This window comes from Kitasatospora sp. NPDC093102 (assembly GCF_040683915.1).
Lineage (GTDB): Bacteria > Actinomycetota > Actinomycetes > Streptomycetales > Streptomycetaceae > Kitasatospora.
In genome coordinates, this window is record NZ_JBFBFA010000003.1 from 354796 (window position 1) to 377330 (window position 22535).

General features: G+C 72.6%; 19 protein-coding genes. 7 read left to right on the forward strand and 12 right to left on the reverse strand.

Annotated features, from left to right (window positions below; genetic code table 11):
- Positions 1-5: 5 nt before the first annotated feature.
- Together AB0O11_RS07255 and AB0O11_RS07260 are read right to left on the reverse strand one after the other, a co-directional pair.
- Positions 6-773 (reverse strand): ABC transporter permease subunit, encoded by a 768-nt coding sequence (locus tag AB0O11_RS07255; protein ID WP_363382728.1) that lies wholly within the window; start codon positions 771-773, stop codon positions 6-8.
- Between the two features lies 1 nt (position 774).
- Positions 775-1782 (reverse strand): ABC transporter ATP-binding protein, encoded by a 1008-nt coding sequence (locus AB0O11_RS07260; RefSeq protein ID WP_363382731.1) that lies wholly within the window; start codon positions 1780-1782, stop codon positions 775-777.
- A gap of 170 nt (positions 1783-1952) precedes the next feature.
- On the opposite strand from AB0O11_RS07260, the gene AB0O11_RS07265 reads away from it, so the two are divergent.
- A complete protein-coding gene (locus tag AB0O11_RS07265; protein WP_363382734.1) occupies positions 1953-2750 on the forward strand; it encodes an alpha/beta hydrolase in 798 nt (265 codons plus the stop codon).
- Entirely contained in the window at positions 2747-3067 is a 321-nt protein-coding gene (locus tag AB0O11_RS07270; protein WP_224283203.1) for a hypothetical protein, read from the forward strand. Before AB0O11_RS07265 ends, AB0O11_RS07270 begins: the two co-directional genes overlap by 4 nt.
- A 112-nt stretch (positions 3068-3179) precedes the next feature.
- On the opposite strand, the gene AB0O11_RS07275 is transcribed toward AB0O11_RS07270, so the two are convergent.
- The 3 genes from AB0O11_RS07275 to mce form a co-directional block, all read right to left on the reverse strand.
- Positions 3180-4109 carry a cellulose-binding protein gene (locus tag AB0O11_RS07275; RefSeq protein ID WP_224283202.1) on the reverse strand — a complete coding sequence of 310 codons (930 nt, stop codon included), beginning with the start codon at positions 4107-4109 and terminating at the stop codon, positions 3180-3182.
- Positions 4110-4226: 117 nt separating this feature from the next.
- Positions 4227-9185: a hypothetical protein gene (locus AB0O11_RS07280; RefSeq protein ID WP_363382738.1), complete on the reverse strand. Its 4959-nt coding sequence runs from the start codon at positions 9183-9185 to the stop codon at positions 4227-4229.
- A 509-nt stretch (positions 9186-9694) separates the two neighbouring features.
- Entirely contained in the window at positions 9695-10135 is a 441-nt protein-coding gene (mce, locus tag AB0O11_RS07285; protein WP_363382989.1) for a methylmalonyl-CoA epimerase, read from the reverse strand.
- A gap of 243 nt (positions 10136-10378) precedes the next feature.
- On the opposite strand from mce, the gene AB0O11_RS07290 reads away from it, so the two are divergent.
- Positions 10379-11572 carry an acetyl-CoA C-acetyltransferase gene (locus AB0O11_RS07290; protein WP_363382741.1) on the forward strand — a complete coding sequence of 398 codons (1194 nt, stop codon included), beginning with the start codon at positions 10379-10381 and terminating at the stop codon, positions 11570-11572.
- A gap of 82 nt (positions 11573-11654) precedes the next feature.
- A complete protein-coding gene (meaB, locus tag AB0O11_RS07295; RefSeq protein WP_363382744.1) occupies positions 11655-12611 on the forward strand; it encodes a methylmalonyl Co-A mutase-associated GTPase MeaB in 957 nt (318 codons plus the stop codon).
- 264 nt (positions 12612-12875) lie between these two features.
- On the opposite strand, the gene AB0O11_RS07300 is transcribed toward meaB, so the two are convergent.
- From AB0O11_RS07300 to AB0O11_RS07320, 5 genes are all read right to left on the reverse strand, one after another.
- Positions 12876-13391: a MarR family transcriptional regulator gene (locus tag AB0O11_RS07300; protein ID WP_363382747.1), complete on the reverse strand. Its 516-nt coding sequence runs from the start codon at positions 13389-13391 to the stop codon at positions 12876-12878.
- A gap of 40 nt (positions 13392-13431) precedes the next feature.
- Positions 13432-14244 carry an AIM24 family protein gene (locus AB0O11_RS07305; protein ID WP_363382992.1) on the reverse strand — a complete coding sequence of 271 codons (813 nt, stop codon included), beginning with the start codon at positions 14242-14244 and terminating at the stop codon, positions 13432-13434.
- A gap of 221 nt (positions 14245-14465) precedes the next feature.
- On the reverse strand, positions 14466-15116 hold the full coding sequence (locus AB0O11_RS07310; protein ID WP_363382749.1) for an AIM24 family protein: 651 nt from the start codon (positions 15114-15116) through the stop codon (positions 14466-14468).
- On the reverse strand, positions 15116-15754 hold the full coding sequence (locus AB0O11_RS07315; RefSeq protein WP_224281208.1) for an AIM24 family protein: 639 nt from the start codon (positions 15752-15754) through the stop codon (positions 15116-15118). The genes AB0O11_RS07310 and AB0O11_RS07315 overlap by 1 nt, the downstream gene beginning before the upstream one ends.
- A gap of 80 nt (positions 15755-15834) precedes the next feature.
- Entirely contained in the window at positions 15835-16632 is a 798-nt protein-coding gene (locus AB0O11_RS07320; protein WP_363382752.1) for a DUF2127 domain-containing protein, read from the reverse strand.
- Positions 16633-16898: 266 nt separating this feature from the next.
- Here AB0O11_RS07320 and AB0O11_RS07325 point away from each other — a divergent pair, with 266 nt between their 5' ends.
- Positions 16899-17213, forward strand: coding sequence for a DUF3817 domain-containing protein (locus AB0O11_RS07325; RefSeq protein ID WP_363382995.1), 315 nt, complete (start codon positions 16899-16901; stop codon positions 17211-17213).
- Between the two features lie 144 nt (positions 17214-17357).
- On the opposite strand, the gene AB0O11_RS07330 is transcribed toward AB0O11_RS07325, so the two are convergent.
- Together AB0O11_RS07330 and AB0O11_RS07335 are read right to left on the reverse strand one after the other, a co-directional pair.
- Positions 17358-18983, reverse strand: a complete 1626-nt coding sequence (locus AB0O11_RS07330) for a M4 family metallopeptidase (RefSeq protein ID WP_363382755.1) — start codon at positions 18981-18983, stop codon at positions 17358-17360.
- 396 nt (positions 18984-19379) lie between these two features.
- Positions 19380-21008: a M4 family metallopeptidase gene (locus AB0O11_RS07335; protein WP_363382758.1), complete on the reverse strand. Its 1629-nt coding sequence runs from the start codon at positions 21006-21008 to the stop codon at positions 19380-19382.
- A gap of 496 nt (positions 21009-21504) precedes the next feature.
- On the opposite strand from AB0O11_RS07335, the gene AB0O11_RS07340 reads away from it, so the two are divergent.
- Complete coding sequence (locus AB0O11_RS07340) at positions 21505-22041, forward strand: MarR family transcriptional regulator (RefSeq protein ID WP_363382761.1); 537 nt, start codon at positions 21505-21507, stop codon at positions 22039-22041.
- A 76-nt stretch (positions 22042-22117) separates the two neighbouring features.
- Complete coding sequence (locus tag AB0O11_RS07345) at positions 22118-22459, forward strand: DUF3817 domain-containing protein (RefSeq protein ID WP_363382763.1); 342 nt, start codon at positions 22118-22120, stop codon at positions 22457-22459.
- Positions 22460-22535: the final 76 nt, after the last annotated feature.

Here is a 22535-nt window from a genome sequence, read left to right on the forward strand (position 1 = left end):
GTCGGCTACGCGTCGCGCTTCCTGAGCACCAGCGCACCGCCGACCAGCGCCGCCGCCGTCCAGGCGAGGCAGATGAAGAAACCGGTCCACGGCCCGTACGGCTGGCCGGGCTGCTCGTACACCAGCAGCATCCGCGAGCCCGCGTAGTCGGGGAAGTAGTGGGCCAGCGTCCTGACCTTCGGCACCGCCGAGAGGATCGGCGAGAGCAGGAAGAAGAACGGCACCAGCACGCCGAGCGCGAGCGTCTGGTTGTGCAGCATCGTGGTGACGCCCGCCGAGAACAGGCAGAGCATCGTCAGGTACAGCGCGGCTCCGAACACGGCCCGCAGCACGTTCGGCTCGCCGATCGTGGTGGAGTGCGGGCCGAGCAGCGCCTGGCCGACGAAGAAGGTGGCGAAGGCCGTCATCAGCGAGACCGCGAGGGCCAGCGCGCCGAGCACCGCCGTCTTGCCGGTGAGCAGGGTGGCGCGCTGCGGGACGGCGGCGAGGGAGGCCCGGATCATGCCGCTGCTGTACTCGTTGCCGATCGCCAGCACGCCGAAGACGATGATGGCCAGCTCGCCGAGCATGATGCCGGAGAAGGACGTCCCGGTGGCGTCGAACGGGACCTGCCCGTTCCGCCGGAACTCGCTGAAGTTGTTGTTGGTGAGCAGGGACAGCAGCGCGCCGATGCCGACCGTGACGACGAAGGTCAGCGCGAGCGTCCAGACCGTCGAGCGGACGCTGCGGATCTTCGTCCACTCGGAGCGCAGGACCGCCGGGAAGGACGCCATCTCAGTTCTCCTCCTGCAGTGCCGTGGTGGTGGTCCTCCGGGAGCCGTCCGCCTTCCAGTCGGCGCCCCACGCGGTGGGCGCGCCGGCCGCGTCCAGGCCCGGTCCGTCGCCCGCGTGGTACTCCACCGAGTCGGCCGTCATCTGCAGGAAGGCCTCCTCCAGCGAGGCCTGCTGCGGGCTGAGCTCGTGCAGCACCACGCCGTTTCCCGCGAACAGCTCGCCGAGCCGGGCGATGTCCCCGTCGACCACCTCGTAGGAGCCGTCCGGGCCCGGCTCGTGGCGCAGGCCGGCCTCGGCCAGCACGTCGAGCAGCCGCTCGGGTTCCGGGCTGCGCAGCCGTACGGCGGAGCGGGAGTTGCGCCGGATGAACTCCGGCATCGGCAGGTCGGCGAGCAGCCGCCCCCGGCCGATGACCACCAGGTGGTCGGCGGTGACGGCCATCTCGCTCATCAGGTGGGAGGAGACGAGGATCGTCCGGCCCTCGGCGGCGAGGCGCTTCATCAGGTTGCGGATCCAGAGGATGCCCTCCGGGTCCAGGCCGTTGACCGGCTCGTCGAACATGACGATCTCCGGATCGCCGAGCAGGGCGGAGGCGATGCCCAGGCGCTGGCCCATGCCGAGTGAGAAGCCGCGGGCCCGCTTGCGGGCCACCGGGGTGAGGCCGACCAGGGCGAGCACCTCGTCCACCCGGCGCTCGGGGATGCGGTTGCTCTGGGCGAGCCAGAGCAGGTGGTCGCGGGCGGTGCGGCCGGGGTGGACGGCCTTGGCCTCCAGCAGCGCGCCGATGTACTTGAGCGGCTCGCTGAGCTGCCCGTAGTGCCTGCCGTCGATGGTGACCCGGCCGGCGGTCGGGCGGTCGAGGTCGAGGATCATGCGCATGGTGGTGGACTTGCCGGCGCCGTTGGGGCCGAGGAAGCCGGTCACCACCCCCTGGGGGACCCGGAAGCTGAGACGGTCCACCGCAAGCGTCTTGCCGTAACGTTTCGTCAGTTCGTGCAGCTCGATCATTCGCGCTCCCTGAGTTCCTTGTCAGGCTAGGACAAAGGGGGCATCGCGGCCCGCTGAGTGGGCCTGCCAGACGCACCGGAATAGGTTGGAGACATGAGCGAGCGAAGCGAGCGAGTCATCGAGAGGTGCGCATGGGCGAAGGCCCCCGCCGAGCGAAGCGAGGTGGGCGCATGAGCGAGCTCCCCTCCGCAGTGTCGGTCCGCGAGAGCGGTACCGGAACACCCCTCGTGCTGTTGCACGCCTTTCCGTTGAACGCCTCGATGTGGTCGTCCCAACTGGACGCGCTGCCCGGCCTGACCGGGGACGAAGCGCGCGTGCTCGCCCCCGACCAGCGGGGGTTCGGCGGCACCGGGCTGGGCGCCGACGAGCCCTCGCTGGACCTGGTCGCGGACGACCTCGCACTGCTGCTGGACGCGGCCGGGATCGAGCGCGCGGTGGTCGGCGGGCTCTCCATGGGCGGCTACGTGGCGCTGGCCTTCGCCCGCCGCCACCCCGGCCGGCTGTCCGGACTGCTGCTGGCCAACACCCGGGCCACCGCCGACACCGACGCGGCACGGGCCAACCGGGAGCGGATCGCCGCCGCCGTCACCGCCCGGGACAGCGTGCAGCTGCTGCTGGACGAGCAGGTCGCGGCCGGGCAGCTCGGGCCGGACTCGCAGCACCTGGTGGAGCGGGTGCAGGCGATGGTCGCCGCCGCGCCGCCGGCCGCCGTCGCCTGGGCCCAGCGGGCCATGGCGGCCCGACCGGACGCCCTGGACGTGCTGGCCGCCCTGCGGGTGCCGGTCGCGATCGTGGCGGGCGCCCAGGACGCCCTGGTGGCGCCGGAGGAGGCCGAGCTGATGGTGCGGGCCCGGCCCGGCGCCGAGCTGACCGTCCTCCCCGGGGTGGGCCACCTGAGCGCCCTGGAGGCGCCCGAGGCCTTCGACGCCGCCGTGCGCACCCTGCTCGCCCGGGTGGCCGCCGGATGAGCCAGGAGAGTCAGGACGCGGCGGCCTGGGACTTCTCGGCGCTGGAGGTGACCGGCCGGATGCCCGTGACCAACCGGGGCGAGGGGCTGGTCGAGCTGACCCTGGAACCGCTCGGCGAGGACTACTGGATGCGCCCGGGGGAGACCTTCATCGTCACCTCGTACGGCGACTACGGGCCCGGGCACCCCTTCGAGGTGCAGTACTGGCCGGACTCGGTGTCGGTCTGGTGCACCTCCTGGTTCGGCACCGTCTCGGACGACGAGGGCAACCAGCTCAGCAGCGGGTACCAGCGGCCGGACGGCGCCTACCCCCGGTGAGGGCCTGTCCCCGGCAGGCCCTGGAGGCGGCCGAGGCGATGACGGCGCGAAAGCCGACAGGCCCTCACCCGGGGCGGGTGAGGGCCTGCGGTGCTGCTCGGTCCGGCGTGCGTCAGCGCGACTGTTGGGCGGGCACGCCCATGGTGTCGTCGTTCGGCAGCGAGGCGGCGGCCACGGCCGCGCCGGTCAGCGTCGCCAGCATCTCGCGGACGTTGGTCAGCTGGGCGTTGATGCTGTCGCGGCGGTTGGTGAGCGCCGCCAGCTCGCGCTCGGATTCGCTGCGGATGCGGTCCGCCTTGGCGTTGGCGTCGGCCACGATGTCCTCGGACTGGCGCTGGGCCGTCTCGACGGTCTGGCGGGCGCGGCGCTCGGCGTCGGTGCGCAGCTTCTCGGCCTCCAGGCGCAGCTGCTCGGCCCGGTGCTCGATCTCGGCCAGGCGCTTCTCGGCCTTGGCCTGACGGGCTGCCAGGTCGCGCTCGGACTGCTCGCGGCGCTTGGCCAGGTTGGTCTCGAACTCCAGCGCGGCCTGGGCGGCCTTGGTGCGGGTGTCCTCGAAGAGGGCGTCCGCCTCCTCGCGCTTGTTCTGGGCGTCCTTGTTGGCCTCGGCGCGCAGCTGGGCGGCGTCGCTCTTGGACTTGTCGACGATCCGCAGCCCCTCGTCCTCCGCCTTGGCCTTGCGGTCCTTGGCGTAGTTCTCGGCCTCGGTGCGGACCTGCTGGGCGGCGGCCTCGGCGAGCTCGCGGTGCTGCTCGGCGGCGCGGTGCGCCTCGTCGCGCAGGTCCTTGGCCTCCTCCTCGGCGAGTCGCAGGATCTTCTCGACCCGGGCGCCGAGACCGGCGTAGGAGGGCTCCTGCTCGACGACCGCAGCCTGGGCGGACTGGGTCTCCAGGTGGAGCTCCTCGATGCGCTTCTCCAGCGCGCTGATCCGGGTCAAGGCACTGTCACGGTCGGCCACCAGCTTGGTGATCCGCTCGTCGACCTGGGCGCGCTCGTACCCACGGCGCACCAGGTCGAAGCCGTGAGGGGAGTGACTGTCGCTCATGGGGTTCTGGGCTTCCTGTCGTCAAACCGCTGAGGTGGTTGAGGGAATCCTGACACGGTACCGGAGTGTCGACGGCTATACGCCGTTCTCTCACGGACAATGACCGCCAATGTCCGCTCAATCGGGTGGTGAGCTCTTGGAGCGATTGCCACCCGACCGGGGGGAGCCAACTCCGGCACCGGCCTTGGCACCCCCGTCCTTCTTGCTGCTGCTTCCCCCGTTGGCCTGGGCGACCGGTGACGGTGCCTCGAATGCCTCCAGAGCGGACAGCACGTCCTGGACCCTGGAGATCTCGGTGTTGATGTCCTTGCGGCGGCGCACCAGTTCGTCCAGCTCGCGCCGGCCCTCGTCGGTGGCCCGCTTCGCCTCGGCCTTCGCCTCGGCGAGCAGCCGCTCGGCCTCCGCCTTGGCCAGCTCGATCTGCTCGTCCGCGGCCTCGTCGGCGTCCCGCAGTCGCTTCTCCGCCTCGGCGGAGGCCTGGTCCAGCCGCTCCTCGGCCTCGGTCTCGGCCGAGTGCAGCTTGGCCTCGGCCTTGACGATGAGCGCCTCGGCGCGGCTGGTGGAGTCGGCGAGCTTGGTCTCCGCCTCCTTCAGCAGGCCCTCGGCCTTGCGGACGGCGGAGATCCGGACCTTGCTGGCCTCCGCGGAGGCCTCCGAGGTCAGCTCGGCCGCCCGGTCCTCGGCCGCGGCGACCAGGGCCGCTGCACGGTCCTCGGCCTCGGCGACGGCGGACACCGCCTGCTCCTCGGCCTCGGTCAGCTGCTCCTGGGCGGCCGTCACCAGCGCGTCCACCCGCTCGCCGGCCGACTTCATGGCCGCCGCGTTCTCCTTGCGGGCGCGCTCGTGCAGGGCCTCGACCTCGGCGTCGGTGCGCTCGCGCAGCTCCTCGGCGCGCTCGCGGATCGCGGTCGCGTCCCGGCGGGCCTCGGCGAGCAGGGCGTCCGCGTCGGAGCGGCCCTTCTCGACCTCGGCCTGACCGGCCGCCTCGCCGGCGGCGACCAGCCGGTCGGCCTCCTTGCGGGCGGCAGCGACCATCGCGTCCGCCTGCTCCTCGGCGGCGGCGGTGGTGGCCAGCGCGGTGGTCTGGGCGTCCTCTCCGAGCGCCTCGGCGTCCGCAAAGGCCTTCTCCAGGACGGACTTGGCCTGCTCGCGGGTGGCCTTGTCGAACTGCTCGGCGGCCTCCCGGGTCTGCGCGTCGTAGGCGTCGGCGCGGAAGTGGGTGTCGGAGTCGTACTCGTCGGCCAGGGTGCGGGTGGCGAGGGCGTACTCCTCGGCCTCGGCGTGCAGGCCGGCGGACAGTTCCTCGGCGTCGGCGACGGTGCGGGCGCCCTGGGCCTCGGCCTCGGCCACCGTACGGGCGGCCTGCGCCTCGGCGTCGGCGCGCAGCTGCTCGGCGGCCTCCTGGGCGGCGTGCAACTCGTTCTCGGCGTCCGCACGCAGCTGCTCGTCGTACGCCAGGGCCTCGGCGCGCAGCCGGCCGAGCTCGTTCCCGGCGGCCTCCCGCTCGGCGGCCAGCTCCAGCTCGGTCTGCTCGCGCAGGGCGGTGGTCTCGGCCTCGGTGCGAGCGCGCAGGTCGGCGGTCTCGCGGTCGACGAACTCGCGCTGCTCGGTGGTCTCCCGCTCGACCAGGGCACGCAGCTCGGCGGCGTACGCGTCGGCGGACTCGCGCTGCTCGGTGGTCTCCCGCTCGGCGAGGGCGCGCAGCTCGGTGGCGTCCTGCTCGGCGGCCTCGCGGACCTCGGTGGCGTCCTGCTCGGCGGCGGCCTTGAGCGCGGCGATCTGCTCGGCGGCGGCCTCGTGCATGCCGGCCACCGACTGGCGGACCTCGGCGGCCTCCTCCTCGGCGGCGGACACCAGCTCGGCGCCCTCGGCCTTGGCGGTGGCGATCAGCTCGGCGCGGTCGGCCTTGGCCTGCTCCAGCTCGGCGGTGGCCCCGGCGCGGATGCCGTCGGCGGTGGCGCGGGCCTCGGACAGCTCGCGGCCGGCCTCGGCCCGGACGGTCCCGGCCTGGTCGTTGGCCAGGGCCAGTTCGGCGGCGGCCTTCTCGCGGGTGGCCTTGGCGTCCTTGGCGGCCTCGGCCCGGCGCTGCTCGGCGGTGGCCTCGGCGCGCTCCAGCACCTCGTCGGCGGCGGTGCGCTGCTCGGCGGCGTAGGTGTCGGCCTGCTCGCGGACGTCGCCGGCGTAGGTGTCGGCGGCCTCGTGGACCTGGGCGCTGTGCTGTTCGGCCGCCTCGCGGACCTCGGCGCTGTGCTTGTCGGCGGCCTCGCGGACCTCGGCGCTGTGCTGTTCGGCCGCCTCGCGGACCTCGGCGCTGTGCTGTTCGGCCGCCTCGCGGACCTCGGCGGTCTCGGCTGCGGTGCGCTTGGTGAGTTCGGTGGCGTGCTGTTCGGCCTCGGTGCGGACGCGGTCGGCGTAGGCCTCGGCGGTCTCGCGCTGCTGGGTGGTCTCGCGCTGGGCCAGGGCACGCAGCTCGGTGGCCTCCTGCTCGGCCTCCGCCCGGGTCTCCGTCGCGTAGACGTCGGCGGCGGTGCGCTGCTCGGCGGCGTAGGTGTCGGCCTGCTCGCGGACGTCGCCGGCGTAGGTGTCGGCGGCCTCGTGGACCTGGGCGCTGTGCTGTTCGGCCGCCTCGCGGACCTCGGCGCTGTGCTGTTCGGCCTCGGTGCGGACGCGGTCGGCGTAGGCCTCGGCGGTCTCGCGCTGCTGGGTGGTCTCGCGCTGGGCCAGGGCACGCAGCTCGGTGGCCTCCTGCTCGGCCTCCGCCCGGGTCTGCGCGGCGGCCTGCTCGGCCTGCTCGCGGGCGGCCTCGGCGGCGTCCAGCTGCTCGGCGGTCTCCTCGCGCTCGCGCCGCAGCCCGTCGGCGGCCTCCTCGCGTTCGCGCCGGCTCTCCTCGCGCAGCGCGTTCGCGGCCGCCTCGGACTCGGCCCGGGTGCGGGCGGCCTCGGTGTCGGCCTCGGTGCGCACCCGCTCGGCGTCCGTCACCGCGGCGTCCCGGACGGCGTTCGCCTCAGCCTGAGCCTCGGTGGTCAGGGCCTCCGCCTCGGCGATCGCCTCGGCGCGCACCCGCTGGTCGAACTCGGTTGCCTCGCGCCGGAGTTCGGCGGTCTCACGCTCGGCCGCGGACCGGTTCTCGGCGGCCGCGGCCTTGGCGGCGGCGAGCGCGTCCTGGCTCTGCTGCTCGGCGGCCTCGGTGATCTTCCCGGCCTCGGCGCGGGCCCGCGTCAGGGTCTGCTCGGCCCGGCCCTGGGTCTCGGCGGCCTGCTCCTGGGCCTGCCCGCGCAGCCGCTCGATCTCCCCGGCGGCACCCGCACGCAGCTCGTCCGCGTCGGCCTTGGCCCTGGTGAGCAGTTCCTCGGCGTTCTTCGCCGACTCCTCGATCTGGACCACGGCCTGGCGGCGGGCCTCGCCGCGCACCCGGTCGGCCTCGGCGGCGGCCTGGGCGCGCAGCTCCTCGGCCTCGGCCCGCAGCCGGGCCGCCTCGTCCTGCATCCGCTCGATCTGCTCGCGGATCGCGGCGGCGTCGTCCAGGGCGGCGTTCTGGGCCTGCTCGACGGCGGCCTGGGCCTGCTCGCGCAGCCGCTGTGCCTCGGCGGCGGCCTCGGTACGGATCCGCTCGGCCTCGGCGGCGGCCTCACCGCGGGCGGTCTCGGCGTCCTTGTTGGCCCGGCCGAGCACCTCCTCGGCGGTCTTGGCAGCCTTCGCGAGGTGGACGGTGGCGTCCTTGGCGCCGGCCGCCCGGCCCTCCTCCTGGGCCTCGCCGCGCAGCCGCTGGGCGTCGGCCGCGGCCTGCGCGCGCAGCTCGGCGACGTCCCGCTCGGCCAGGGCGCGCAGTTCCGCGATCGCCGCCTCGGCCTCGGCCTTCAGCTCGGCGGCCACCGATTCGGCGGTGGCCCGCAGCCGCTCGCTCTCCTCGGCCGCGGCGGCCTTGGCGGCGTCGGCCTCGGCCTGCTTGGTGACGGCTTCGGCGCGGACGGCCTCGGCCTCGGCGCGGATCGCCGAGGCCTCCTTGGTGGCCTGGGCGACCATCCGGGCCACCTCGGCCCGGGCGGTCTGCGAGCGCTGCTCGTTGGCGGCCTCGCCGTCGGCGACCTTGCGCTCGGCGGCGGCCTCGGCGTCGGCCTGGAGCTGCTCGGCGGCCCGTTCGGCCTGGGCGCGCAGTGCGGCGGCCTCGTGACGGGTGCGCTCCGCCTCGGCGATCGCCTCGGCGCGCAGCCGGTCTATCTCGGCCTTGGCCGCGGCGAGCTGCTGCTCGGCCCGGGCCTGTTCGGCGGCGGCCTGGGCCTTGAGCCGGCCGATCTCGGCCTGGGCGGCGGCCAGCTGGCCCTCGGCGGCGGCGTGCGCAGCGGCCAGCTGCTGCTGGGCTTCGCCGCGGGCCGCGTCCACGTCGGCGGCGGCCTGGGCGCCGGCCTGCTGGGCCTGCTCGGAGGCGGCGCGCAGCAGGCGCTCGGCATCGTTCTGGGCCCGCTGCAGGGCGGCCTCGGCGGCGGCCTGGGCCTCACCGCGGGCGGCGTCCACGTCGGCGGCGGTCTGGGCGCGGGCCTGGTCGGAGAGGGCGACGGCCTCCGCGCGGGCGGCGGCGACCATCCGCTCGGCCTCGGCGCGGGCGTCCTGGAGCAGCCGCTGGGCTTCCTGCTCGGAGCCGGCCCGGGTCTGCTCGGCCCAGCCGTTGACGTGCTGTTCGGCGGAGCGGCGCAGTTCGGCGAGCTCGTCCTCCAGCTGGCGGCGGCGGGCGGCGAGCTCGGCCTCCAGCCGGGCGGTGCGCTCGGCGGCCTCGGCCATGATCCGCTGGGTGGCGGCCTGGGAGTCGCGCAGCTGGCGCTCGGCGTCGGCGCGCAGCTGCTGGGCCTGCATCTCGGCGGTGCGGAGCATCTGCTCGGCCTGGCCGGAGACGGCGTCGAAGGCGCGCGGCTGGGCGAGCATGCGGCGGGACTCGTGCAGCTTCGCCCGGAGCACCTCCACCTGGTAGGCGAGGTCCTCGGCATGCTCGACTGCCTTGTCCCGCTCCTTCCGAGTCCGGCCCATCTCGGCCTCGAACTGGGAGAGGTGATCGTCAGCCTCGTAGCGGTCGTTGCCCCGCACTCCGCGGTCCCATCCATCTCCTGGTCGCGTCCTCGACCCGGCCGGTCCCGGGCTCCCGATTCCCGGGGGCCGGTCCGACTGGTCCTTGCATCCGCAGCCGGTGGACGGCTCCCCGATGTGCCGGGGCCGCCCGCCGCGGTCGTCGGAGTCCGGGGCGCGGGAGCGCGGGGATACCGCGTTCCCCCGTCCGAGTGGACTCCTGGGCGAACTCTTGCCTTGTGGAGAATGGTGACAGATCCGTCTTGCGACTGTTCAGCCGTGCCCGCGTAATGGACTCCCCTTGCGACGGGCCGACCGCCGGAGGGCGGACGGGCCTGTCTTCGGCCGTGCCCGTCGCCTCCGTCCCCCGGAGCCTTCGCGCACCTGGGCATTGTAGTGGGAGCACACTGCGGGGGAATGGCCGCAGGGGGGTTTTCCGGCTCTTCCCGCCAGGTTACTGACGGGTCATGACCGACGGACCGTCGGCCGCCGCCGGGGCACCGACCGCCCCGGGGCGGGCCGGGAGGGGATCAGTGCTCGTCGTGGCCCTGCTGCGCGGAGGTGACCAGTTCGGTCAGCACGCCACCGCAGTCCTTGGGGTGCAGGAAGGTGATCCGCGACCCCATCGAGCCGATCCGCGGCTCGTCGTAGAGGACCCGGACGCCCTTGCCGCGGATGGCCTCGGCGTCGCCGTCCACGTCCGCGGTGCCGAAGGCGATGTGGTGCACGCCCTCGCCGTTCTTCTCCAGCCACTTGGCCACGGTGGAGTCGGGCCGGGTGGGCTCCAGCAGTTGGAGGTAGGAGGCGCCGCCGTCGTCGGTGCCGTTGATCCGCAGCATGGCCTCGCGGACGCCCTGCTCCTCGTTGACCTCGGAGTGGAAGACCTCGAAGCCGTAGGTGGCACGGTAGAACTCGACCGTCTTGTCCAGGTCTCGGCAGGCGATGCCGATGTGGTCGATTCGGGTCAGCACGGCGACCTCCGGGTAGTCGGGGAGAAAGTGCACCAAGTGCAGCGCATGGCCGGCGACGGGCGCCAGTACCGGGGGTGCGAGCCTGCTCACACGGTGGGCGGTTCACCCGGAGCGGGTCGGCACGGTGTTGACTGGATGGTGCCAGTGCGCTCGATCACACCGTCGCTCCGGTGACGGGCGGGTAACAGGTCAGTACATTGAGCGCATCCTCACCTGGCCACGACGTGCGAAGGGGCCCGTCCCATGACCAACACCACCTCTGTGATCGTTGCCGGTGCGCGGACCCCGATGGGCCGCCTGCTGGGCTCCCTCAAGGGCTTCTCCGGTGCCGACCTCGGCGGCGTCGCGATCAAGGCAGCCCTGGAGCGGGCCGGGATCACCGGCGAGCAGGTCCAGTACGTGATCATGGGTCAGGTGCTCCAGGCCGGCGCCGGCCAGATCCCCGCCCGCCAGGCCGCCGTCAAGGCCGGCATCCCGATGAACGTCCCCGCGCTGACCGTCAACAAGGTCTGCCTCTCCGGCCTCGACGCCATCGCGCTGGCCGACCAGCTGATCCGGGCCGGCGAGTTCGACATCGTGGTGGCCGGCGGCCAGGAGTCGATGACCAACGCCCCGCACCTGCTGCCGAAGTCCCGCGAGGGCTTCAAGTACGGCGCGATCGCGATGCTCGACGCGATGGCGTACGACGGCCTCACCGACGCCTACGAGAACATCCCGATGGGCGAGTCCACCGAGAAGCACAACACCCGCCTGGGCATCCCGCGCGAGGTGCAGGACGAGATCGCCGCCGCCTCCCACCAGCGGGCTGCCAAGGCGCAGGCCGACGGGGTCTTCGACGCCGAGATCGTCCCGGTCGCCATCCCGCAGCGCAAGGGCGAGCCGGTGCTGTTCAGCCAGGACGAGGGCATCCGCGCGGACACCACCGTCGAGGGCCTGGCCAAGCTGCGCCCCGCCTTCGCCAAGGACGGCACGATCACCGCCGGCACCTCCTCGCAGATCTCCGACGGCGCCGCCGCCGTGGTCGTGATGAGCAAGGCCAAGGCCGAGGAGCTGGGCCTGAGCTGGATCGCCGAGATCGGCGCGCACGGCAACGTGGCCGGCCCGGACAACTCGCTCCAGTCGCAGCCGTCCAACGCGATCAAGCACGCGCTGGCCAAGGAGGGCCTGGAGGTCGCCGACCTCGACCTGATCGAGATCAACGAGGCGTTCGCGGCCGTCGCCCACCAGTCCATGAAGGACCTGGGCGTCTCCTCCGACATCGTCAACGTCAACGGCGGCGCCATCGCGCTCGGCCACCCGATCGGGATGTCCGGCGCCCGCGTGGTGCTGACCCTGGCGCTGGAGCTGCAGCGCCGTGGCGGCGGGGTCGGCGCGGCCGCGCTGTGCGGCGGCGGCGGCCAGGGCGACGCGCTGATCGTGCGTGTCCCGAAGGCCTGACCCGCTGATCTGATCTCCAGGGCTGCGGACCGCCACCGGCGGTCCGCAGCCCTGGCATCTGCGCCTGCGCTAGGAGCTCCTGATGATCGATGTCGCCACGCTGGTCGAGCAGGCCCGGGAGGGCCGGCCGCGGGCGGTCGCCCGGCTGATCACGCTGGTCGAGAACGCCGCGCCGCAGCTGCGGGAGGCGATGGCCACGCTCGCGCCGTACACCGGGCGGGCGTACACGGTGGGCCTGACCGGCTCGCCCGGGGTCGGCAAATCCACCTCCACCTCGGCGCTGGTCTCCGCCTACCGGCGGCTCGGCAAGCGGGTCGGGGTGCTGGCCGTCGACCCGTCCTCGCCGTTCTCCGGCGGCGCGCTGCTGGGCGACCGGGTCCGGATGCAGGACCACGCCACCGACCCGGAGGTGTTCATCCGCTCGATGGCCACCCGCGGCCACCTCGGCGGGCTCTCCTGGGCGGCGCCGCAGGCGCTGCGGGTGCTGGACGCGGCCGGCTGCGAGGTGATCCTGGTCGAGACCGTCGGGGTGGGCCAGTCCGAGGTCGAGGTCGCCGCCCAGGCCGACACCACCGTGGTGCTGCTGGCCCCCGGGATGGGCGACGGCATCCAGGCCGCCAAGGCCGGGATCCTGGAGATCGGCGACGTCTTCGTGGTCAACAAGGCCGACCGGGACGGCGCCGACGCCACCGCGCGGGAGCTCAACCACATGCTGGGCCTCGGCGAGGCCCGGGAGGCGGGGGACTGGCGTCCGCCGATCGTCAAGACCGTCGCGGCCCGCGGCGAGGGCGTGGACGAGGTGGTCGAGGCGCTGGAGAAGCACCGCGCCTGGCTGGAGGAGCACGGCGAGCTCGCCGCGCGGCGCCGCCGCCGGGCCGCCGAGGAGATCGAGGCGATCGCGCTGGCCGAGCTGCGCGCCCGGATCGGCGACCTGCACGGGGACCGGCGCCTGGCCGTACTGGCCGAACGCGTCGCCGCCGGCGACCTCGACCCCTACGGCGCGGCCGACGAACTCGTCGCGGGCCTCACCGCGAGCTGAGACACCCCTCGGCCGGTCAGCAGCCAGGACGGCACGTTCAACGGCAGTGGGCGGGCCCGTGCAAGCACACGGGCCCGCCCGAACACCAGGTGCCCCACCCGCCCGCTCCTTCCGGGAAGCGCAACGTGGCGGTGGCCTTACCGGCACCTCTGCGCAGGAAGTCGGCCAGGCCGACTTCCTGCGGCCCGTCCGTCCTCCCCGGAATGCGGTCCGCCCCGCCGCGATCGGGATCGGGGCGGGGCGGCGTGGGACGGAACCCGGGGCCTACGGCTTGCCGCGGAGGCCTCGGAGGTGTTCGGCGACGGGGGAGAGCGCCTGGTACATGTCGTCGAGCTGCTCCGGGGTGAAGCGGTCGATGAAGTGGGCCCGGACGCTGCGCACGTGGTCCGGGGCGACCCGCTGCATGGTCTCCCAGCCGTGCTCGGTGAGGTGGGCGTAGAGGCCGCGGCGGTCGCCCGGGCACTCCTGGCGGAGGACCAGGCCGGCGTTCTCCATCCGGGTGATCTGGTGGGAGAGGCGGCTCTTCGACTGGAGGGTGGCGGTCGCGAGGTCGGTCATCCGCATCCGGCGGTCCGGGGCCTCGGAGAGCACGACCAGGATCTCGTAGTCGTTGATCGCCAGGTTGTGCGGCTGGAGTTCGCGGCTGAGCTGGTACTCCAGCAGCTTGGCGACCTCCAGATGGGCGCGCCACATCCGCTGCTCCCTGGCGGTCAGCCAGGGAGTCTCCTCCTCGGACTGCGACGGAGGGGTGTCCGCGGCGTCGATCGTGTGCGTATCCATGGCATCCAGCATAGCGGATTTAGTTCAATCTTGTACCAGTTTACAGACCGAAACGTCGTCCGAGATCGCCCAGATTACCGAGGCCCGGCAGGTTCGGGTTCCCGCCGCCGTGCCCGCCCGGCTGGGTCGGCACCCCGCCGACCGGCACTCCCGCCTCCGCCCCGACCTGGCCGACCGACCGCTCCGCCATCAGCTTTTCACTCGACTGCAGCAGCACCTGGCCGGCGCCGATGAACTCGAACTGGTGCTCCTCGCCGGAGGCGCCGCCGAAGCCGGTCAGCCGGCGCAGGCCGCCGATCAGCCCGTGCATGTAGTCGTGGTCGTAGTGGTGGCACGGCGCCGGGCAGTCAGCCCAGCCGACCAGCGCCTGCGGGTCCACCCGGATCGGCGGCTCGACGAAGTGCACCGGCCCGTTGGAGGCGGCGACGAAGCGGCCGGTGCCGATCAGGGTCAGGAAGCCCGGGATGATCGACTGCTTGAGCCGCAGCGTCGGGTCGAAGGCCAGCAGGTTGCCGGAGCGGACGGTCAGGTTGCCCTCGTCCAGGTCGTACGAGTTGAGGTCGAACGCCCGGTCGGCCAGCAGCAGCTTGCCGCGGCCCTCGGCGACCACCCAGTCCGCCGCGTGCATCGGCGAGTTGAAGTGCTGCCCGAGCATCCGGTCGATCGCCCCGGCGCCGACGCCCTTGAAGGTGATGTCGCCGTAGTAGGCGACCATCTTGCCCTTCTGGAGGAAGTACGAGCCGTTCAGGTCGACCGAGAAGGCGTACGGGTTGACGTTGTCGCCGGCCGGCAGGCTGTGGACGTCCCACACCGCGGGCTCGGTGTCGCCGTGACCGGTCGGAAGCGGGGCCACCGGGCCGCCGAACTGCTCCTGGGCGTAAGGCTGTTGCTGGCCGTACGGCTGCTGCGGGGGCGGCGGCGGGGGCTGGTGGGCCGGCGGGGGCGGAGGGTAGCCGCCCTGCTGCGGGTAGCCATGTTGCGGGCCGTAGTTCGGCGGGGGCGGCGGGACCGCGAAGCCGGGCTGGGTCGGCTGGTTGTGCGGCGAGCCGTACGGGGGCTGCGGCGGGTAGGACATCAGAGCTTCTCCTCGCTCGCCTGGACGTACACCGCGCCCTGCCCGGACAGTTCCAGCTGGAACGCCTCGCCCGAGCCACGGCCGATCATGTCGCGCCAACCCAGCGCCGTGGACAGCTTGTTGCGGACGTCGCCGCGGTGCGCCACGTACGCCTGCGGGTCGACGTGCACCGGCTGGCCGGGGACGATCGGCAGCTCGAAGACGCCGCCGTGGGCCATCACCGCGACCGAGCCCTGGCCCTCCAGCTTGGTGGTGAACAGGCCCTGCCCGGTGACCTGGCCGCGGACCATGCCCATCACCCCGCCCTGCGAGCCCATGAACATGGTGGACTGCCGCAGCGTGCCCTCGAAGGCGAGCAGCCGGTCCGCCTCGACGTACAGGGTGTCGCCGAACAGGTCGATCACGTGGACGTGGTGGCCGCCGTGGCCGAACATCACCCGGCCCTGGCCCTCGACGGTCATCAGCGGGGTGTCCTCGTTGGCCACCCGGCGGCCGATCATCGACATCACGCCGCCCTGCCCGCCGGTGATGTTCGGCGTGAAGCGCACGTCGCCGCTGTACGCGAGCATCGCGCCGCGCTGGCTGAACAGCCGCTGCCCGGGCACCACCTGGGCCTCGACCATCTTGCCGTTGATCTTCGTGAAGCCCATCAGACGTCACCCCCGATGGTGACCTTCTCGGAGGGCTGGACGTACACCAGGCCATCGCCGGTGAACTCGATCTGGACGGCCTCGCCGCCGCCCTCGCCGATCACCGTGGTCCAGCCCGCGCCCGACTTCAGGCTGCGCTGGAGGGTGCCGGTGTGGGCCACGTACGCGCCCGGGTCCACCCGCAGCGGCATGCTCTTGTCGACCCGCAGGATGACGGCCGGACCGTTGGAGGTGACGGCCGCCCAGCCGTGGCCCTCCACCTTGGTGGTGAACAGGCCGTTGCCGGAGGACATGCCGTTCAGCCCGGTGAAGCTGGTGCCGGTGTGCAGGGTGGACTCGGTGCAGAGCAGGTTGTCCGACTCGACGTACAGCGTCTCGCCGTTCAGCCGGACCAGACTGATCTCGGTGGCCTTGTCGGCGAAGTAGCAGGTGCCCTGCCCCTTCACCTCCATGACCGTCATCTTCTCGCCGGTCAGCCGGCGGGTGACCATGCCGCGCAGGCCGTCCCCGCCGCCGGTCAACTTCTTGAAGGCCATCTGCCCGGTGTAGGCGACCATCGAACCGTGTCGCGCCTTGACGGCGTCCCCGCCCAACTCGACGGCGAGCACGCGCGATCCCTGGAGTCTGAACTGTGCCACGGCCGCAATCTAGCGGCTGCGGCCGCGGCGCGGCGAGGGTGCGTGGGCCAACTGGTACCGGCCTGGGACAAACGCGCCGGTCAGGCCCGGGCGTGCGCCCCCTGCCCGGGGTGCGGAACGGTGCCGGCCGCCTGTTCGACCTCCAGCAGCGAGGCCGAGTGGCGCTCCGCCTCGAAGGCCACCACACCGCCGCGCAGCCCGAACAGGCGCTTGGAGAGCATGATCCAGAGCACCGCCGCGATGTTCAGCACCAGGGTGCAGATCTTCACCGCGCTGACGTGGTGGCTCAGCTCGTAGCCCTCCAGCGGCAGGAAGGCCGCGGTGGCGACCACGGTCAGGTACTCGGCCCAGCGCTTGTTCAGCCACAGCCCGACCGCTTCGACGATCTCGATCACCGCGTAGGCGACCAGCGCGCCCGCGACGATCAGCAGGGTGCTCTTCTTGAAGTCGAAGGTCTTGCGGATCGTCTCGACGATCGGGGCGTGTTCGAGGTCCCAGTGGAAGTGGTCGGTGACCGGCCTGAAGACCGTGAGGTTCTCGTCGAACATCCGGTGCACCGCGTCCTGGCTGTTGGAGAACTTCCACACGGCCCAGGCGAACACGATGATCAGCAGTCCGCGCAGCACCCGCTCGACGGCCAGGAAGCGCAGGATGAACAGGTCCCGCAGCGCCTTGCCGCGCGGCACCAGCGGCGCCTCGTCGGCCGGGCCGGAGCCGTGCGGGGCGCCCAGGGCGAAGTCGCCGCAGCGCAGGCAGCGCCAGGCGTCGCCGAGGGCGGTCGAGGCGTGCAGCCGGGAGGACAGTTCGGGCTCCGTCGGCGCGTAGGTGATGTGCCCGCGCTTGGCGCAGGTCCTGCGGTCCCAGTCGCGCTTGAACATGTGGTGAGTACCCCCCGTGTGCGATGCGTCGGCGCCCGGCTCGGTGGGCGCGCGGGCAGCAGGATAGGGGTTCCCGGTGACGGTCGGTCGCGTTCGGTGGCGTTCCGGCACACAGCTGTGACAGGGCGGGGCGGGCGCTGTGAGAGCGGGCACGGCGGCCACCCCCGGCCGGGGGCCCGGACGTGCGCTCGGTGATAATGGGCCGGAAGGCTTGTGAGTCGCTTCACAAGTGCGTCCGCGCCGCCGACCCCCGTATTGAGGTATCCATCGTGAACAGCAGCGCCGTCCACCGCCTGCGCCTGGTCTCCGGCCCCGAAGGGGTCTCCTTCATCCTGCTGCTGATCTGCTCGGTGCTGAAGCGGACCACCTCGTTCGACGCCGTCCCGGTGATGGGCATGGTCCACGGCATCCTGTTCATCCTGTACGTGGTCTTCTGGATCCAGGCCTGGCAGACGCAGAAGTGGGACGCCAAGCGCGGCATCCTGCTGTTCGTGCTCGCGGTGGTGCCCACCGGCGGCTTCTTCGCCGAGCGGCTGCTCGCCCGCGAGGAGCGGGGCGAGCTGAAGCCCGCCACCGCCTGACCCCCGGCTTCATCGTGGACGGTCGACAGGCTGCCACGGCCTCCTCTCCCAAGGGCCGCGGCAGCCTGTCGCCGTTTCTTACCGGGGGTGGCTCGGGCCGGTCCCGGGGGCGGCTCGCGCCGGGGACGGCCGGTGGGCGCTGCGCTAGTTGACGTTCACCGCGCTCCAGGCCGCCGCGACCGTGTTGTACTCGGTGCTGGACGCGCCGTACAGGTCGGTGGCCGCCTTCAGGGTCGCGGTGCGGGCGGCCTTGTAGTTGGTGGTGGAGGTCATGTAGACGGTCAGCGCGCGGTACCAGATCGCGGCCGCCTTGGTCCGGCCGATGCCGGTCACCGTCGAGCCGTTGGAGGTCGGGCTGTTGTAGCTGACCCCGTTGATGACCTTCGACCCGCTGCCCTCGGCGAGCAGGAAGAAGAAGTGGTTGGCGACGCCCGAGGAGTAGTGGACGTCCTTGTTGCCGACGGTGGAGGACCAGTAGTCGGCCGAGGCGCCGTCCTTGGAGGGCTTGTCCATGTAGCGCAGCGGGGTGCCGTTGCCGTTGATGTTGAGCTTCTCGCCGATCAGGTAGTCCGGCGGGTCGGCCGGCAGGTTGGCGGACCACTCGACCATGGTGCCGAAGATGTCCGAGGTGGCCTCGTTCAGGCCGCCGGACTCGCCGGAGTAGATCAGGCCGGCGGTGGCGGAGGTGACGCCGTGGCTCATCTCGTGGCCGGAGACGTCGATGGCGGTCAGCGGGTGGGTGTTGCCGGAGCCGTCGCCGTACGTCATGCAGAAGCAGGAGTCGTCCCAGAACGCGTTGACGTAGTTGGTGCTGTAGTGCACCCGGCTCGCGGCACCGACGCCGTTGTTCTTGATGCCGTTGCGGCCGAAGGTGTTCTTGTAGTAGTCCCAGGTGGCCGCCGCGCCGAACTGGGCGTCCACGGCGGCGGACTCGCGGTTGGAGGGCGAGCCGTTGCCCCAGGAGTTGGTGGTGTTGCTGAACAGCGTGCCGCTGCCCGAGGTGCCGCCCTTGAGGTCGGTGGTGGACTGGTTGCCCCGGGAGGCGTCCTTCAGCTGGTAGGAGCTGCCGCTCTGGGTGGTGGTCAGCGTGACGGTGCCGACGTTGACGCCCTTGCCGGTGCCGGTCGCGGTCTGCACCTTCTCGTCGGTGGCGAGCACCCGGCCGGTGGCGGCGTCGGTGATCACCTCCTGGCGGCTCGGGGTGCCGTCCGTGCGCTGGCCCTCGACCACCGTGCGGTGGGCCAGCCGCGGGGTGCCGTCGGCAGCCCAGACGACCAGCTCGGGCGCGCCGGCGCCGTCGACCCGGCTGAGCGCCGCCTCGTCCTCGTCGGCGGCGATGCCCACGGTCGCCCGGACCGCGGCGGTGGCCGCCTCGGCGGCCTGGGGCGCGGCGAGGCCGGGCGTCAGGCTGGGAACCGACAGCCGGCCGGTGAAGGCCTGGTCGACGGACTTCACCGAGCCGTCGGCCTTCTGGTGGACGACCAGGTCGCCGCCGATCACCGGAAGGCCCGCGTAGGTCCGGTCGTACCGAAGGTGGCGGGTGCCGTCCTTGTCCACCACCACGTCCTTGGGCACCAGCTTCTCCTGGCCGCCGAGGGCGAGGGCCTGGGCGACCGGGGCGCTCTGCCCGGAGGCCAGCGCGAGCAGCGCGGACTGCTGCTGCGCCGGCGAGGGGGCGGCGGCCTGGGCGGGGGCGGCGGCGATCTGGATGACGCCGGCCAGCAGGGCGGTGGCGGAGAGTACGGCTCCGACAGTCAGCTTTCGCTTCACGTACGGGGGTTCCTTCCACGAGACCCGCGGGTGCGTGCGGGTGCGCCGCGTACCGGGGCGCCGGGGTTGGCGCCGTTGGGGCGGTAGGGCGCGGACGTGCCGGTCCCGTGCGGTTCCTGACGTTCCGCCGGAAGTGGGTGGGGCGGCGGAGGTCGGACGGGACGTGGTCAGAAGCATGACAACCGTTGGCAGGGATGGACAGGGTGCCTCCGGGGATTGGCCGGGAACCGCCAGTCCCGGTACGGATGGTTCGGGTGCCGCCCGCTGCCCGGTTTTGGTGGTTCGTCCCCCTGGCGGGACTCCGCCAGCCGGACGGGCTTGACAGCCGTCCGGAACGGCGGACGCCCGGGACCTCCCACCGGAGGTCCCGGGCGCCCCGTGCGCCGGTGCGGTGCGTCAGTTGACGTTGACGGCGGCCCAGGTCGCGGCGACGGCGCTGTACTCGGCGCTGCTCGCGCCGTACAGGTCGGCGGCGGCCTTCAGGGTGCCGGTGCGGGCCGCGGCGTAGTTGGTGGTGGAGGTGAAGTAGGTGGTCAGCGCGCGGTACCAGACCGCGGCCGCCTTGTCCCGGCCGATGCCGGCCAGGGTCGAGTTGTCGTAGGTCGGGCTGTTGTAGCTGACGCCGTTGACGGTCTTGGCGCCGCTGCCCTCGGCCAGCAGGTAGAAGAAGTGGTTGGCCACGCCGGAGGAGTAGTGGACGTCCAGGTTGCCGACCGAGGAGGACCAGTAGTCGGCCGAGCGCCCGTCCTTGGACGGCTGGTCCATGTAGCGCAGCGGGGTGCCGTTGCCGTTGATGTTGATCTGCTCGCCGATCAGGTAGTCCGGCTTGTCGGCGGGCAGGTTGGCGTACCACTCGACCATGGTGCCGAAGATGTCCGAGGTGGCCTCGTTCAGGCCGCCGGACTCGCCGGAGTAGTTGAGGCCGGCGGTGGCGGAGGTGACGCCGTGGGTCATCTCGTGGCCGGCCACGTCCAGCGCGGTCAGCGGGTGGGTGTTGCTGGCCCCGTCGCCGTACGTCATGCAGAAGCAGCTGTCGCTCCAGAAGGCGTTGACGTAGTTGGAGCCGTAGTGGACCCGGCTGGTGGCGCCGACGCCGTCGTTCTTGATGCCGTTGCGGCCGAAGGTGTTCTTGTAGAAGTCCCAGGTGGCCGCCGCGCCGTACTGGGCGTCCACCGCGGCGGACTCGGCGTTGGAGGCGAGGCCGTTGCCGAAACTGTTGGTGGTGTTGGCGACCAGCGTGCCGGAGCCGGAGGTCTTGTTCTTCAGGGTGTAGGTCGACTGCCCGCCGCGGGTCGCGTCCTTCAGCTGGTAGGAGCTGCCGCTCTGGGTGGTGGTCAGCGGGACGGTGCCGACGAAGACGCCCTTGCCGCTGCCGGAGGCGGTCTGCACCTGCTCGTGGCTGGAGAGCACCTGGCCGCTCGCCGCGTCGGTGACCAGCAGCTGGCTGCTCGGGGTGCCGTCGGCGCGCACGCCCTCGACCGTGGTGCGGTACGCCAGGCGCGGGTTGCCGTCGGTGGCCCACACGACCAGTTCGGCCTTGCCGGTCTGGTGCACGGCGGTCAGCGGGGACTCGTCCTCGTCGGCGGCGACGCCCACGGTGGACTGCACGGCGCCGGTCGCCTGGGCGGCGGCCTTGTCGGCGGGGATCTGCGGGGTGAGGCTCGGCAGGGCGATGGCCGCGCCGGTGGCCTTGTCCACGGAGGTGGTCGAGCCGTCGGCCTTCTGGTGCACCACCAGGTCGCCGCCCAGGACCGGGAGGCCGGCGAAGGTGCGCTCGTAGCGCAGGTGGCGGGTGCCGTCGGCGTCCACCGCGGCGTCCTTGGCCACCAGCTGCTCCTGGCCGCCCAGGGCCAGGGCGTGCGCCATCTTGCCGGCCTGGCCGTTGGCCAGGGCCAGCAGGTCGGCGCGCTGCGCGGCCCGGGAGTGCGGGGCGGGGTCCGCCATGGCCACGGTGCTCACCTGGACGACACCGGTGAGCAGGGCGGTGGCGGAGAGTACGGCGACTGCGGCGAGCTTTCGCTTCACGAACGAGTCCTTCCGGGAAACCGCGGTGGGCGCGGTCGCGCCGCGTCCCGGGGGCCGGGGCCGGCACCTGAGGGGCGGAACGGGCGCTGACGTGCAGGCCCCGTGCGGTCGAAGCGGCTTCGCCACCGGTGGGTGGGGGTGGTGGCTGCCGAACGGGGTTGGCCGAAAGCATGACAATCGAGCAAATCAAATGACAGGTCTTGCTCATGAATTGGCCAAGTCCCGCCAGGGCGAAGGATTGTGAACGAGCGGATAAAAGGGATGAATCGCCCACGCTTGCAGGGGGTTCCGGTCCGAACCGAGGCCTGGTGGCGCGGCGCCGGGCCGATTCGGGGCCAACCCCGGTGCGCCGGACGTCCGTTGCCGCACGTTCACACCGGCGCAATGTCCTGCTATGGACCTGGCCGTCCGATTGGCGGGATCCCGCCACGTGTTGCGCTTGTCCACCATCAGGACGCCTGGTAGCACACGTCCCGTCCGCCGGTACGGTAAGGAGGTGGCCAAGCCCCTCGCTCTCGACTTCGACCCGATCGCCCGTGCCGACGAGCTGTGGACCCGCCGTTGGGGCGGAGTCCCCTCGATGGCGGCGATCACCTCGATCATGCGCGCCCACCAGATCCTGCTCTCCCGGGTGGACGCGGTGCTCAAGCCGTACGGGCTGACCTTCGCCCGTTACGAGGCGCTGGTGCTGCTGACCTTCAGTCGGACCGGCGAGCTCTCGCTCTCCAAGATCGGCGAGCGGCTCATGGTCCACCCGACCAGCGTCACCAACACCGTCGACCGCCTGGAGCGGGCCGGTCTGGTCGCCCGCAGGCCCAACCCGCTGGACGGCCGCGGCGTGCTGGCGGCGATCACCTGGCGCGGCCGCGAGGTGGTCGAGGAGGCGACCCGGGAGCTGATGGCGATGGAGTTCGGGCTGGAGGAGTACGACGCCGAGCAGTGCCGCCAGGTGTTCGATCTGCTCAGGCCGCTGCGGATCGCGGCCGGCGACTTCACCGAGGGGGCCGAGGGGGCTGCGAAGGAGAGGGCGTGAAGGCGGCTACCCTCGTGTGAGCGGTGCGCGGATCCGGGCGTACCGGCCGATACTGCCGAGCGAGGCGAGGAAGAGTATGAAGGCGACCCCCCTGCTGGGTTGGTACCGGGGCCTGGCCATTGCGACCGGTGTGGCACTGCTGGTGTTCTGCGGCTTCATGGTCGCGAAGTACGGCTTCGGCGCCGCCGAGGACGTGACCACGTACGTCGCGATGCTGCACGGCTACCTCTACATCGGGTACTTCGTGGTGACCTTCATGCTCGGGCAGAAGCTGAAGTGGCCGATGGGCCGGCTGGTGCTCACCCTGGCGGCGGGCTGCATCCCCTTCCTCTCCTTCGTCTTCGAGCGCAAGGTGGCCCGCGAGGCCGCCGAGAAGCTCCCGGCGGGCGCCGGCGACCGCCAGCCGGCCGGAGTCTGAGTCCGAAGCCTCGCGAGAGCGCCCCTCCCCGGTTGGGGAGGGGCGCTCTCGGCATTCGCGCGAGTCATCCGTCGAC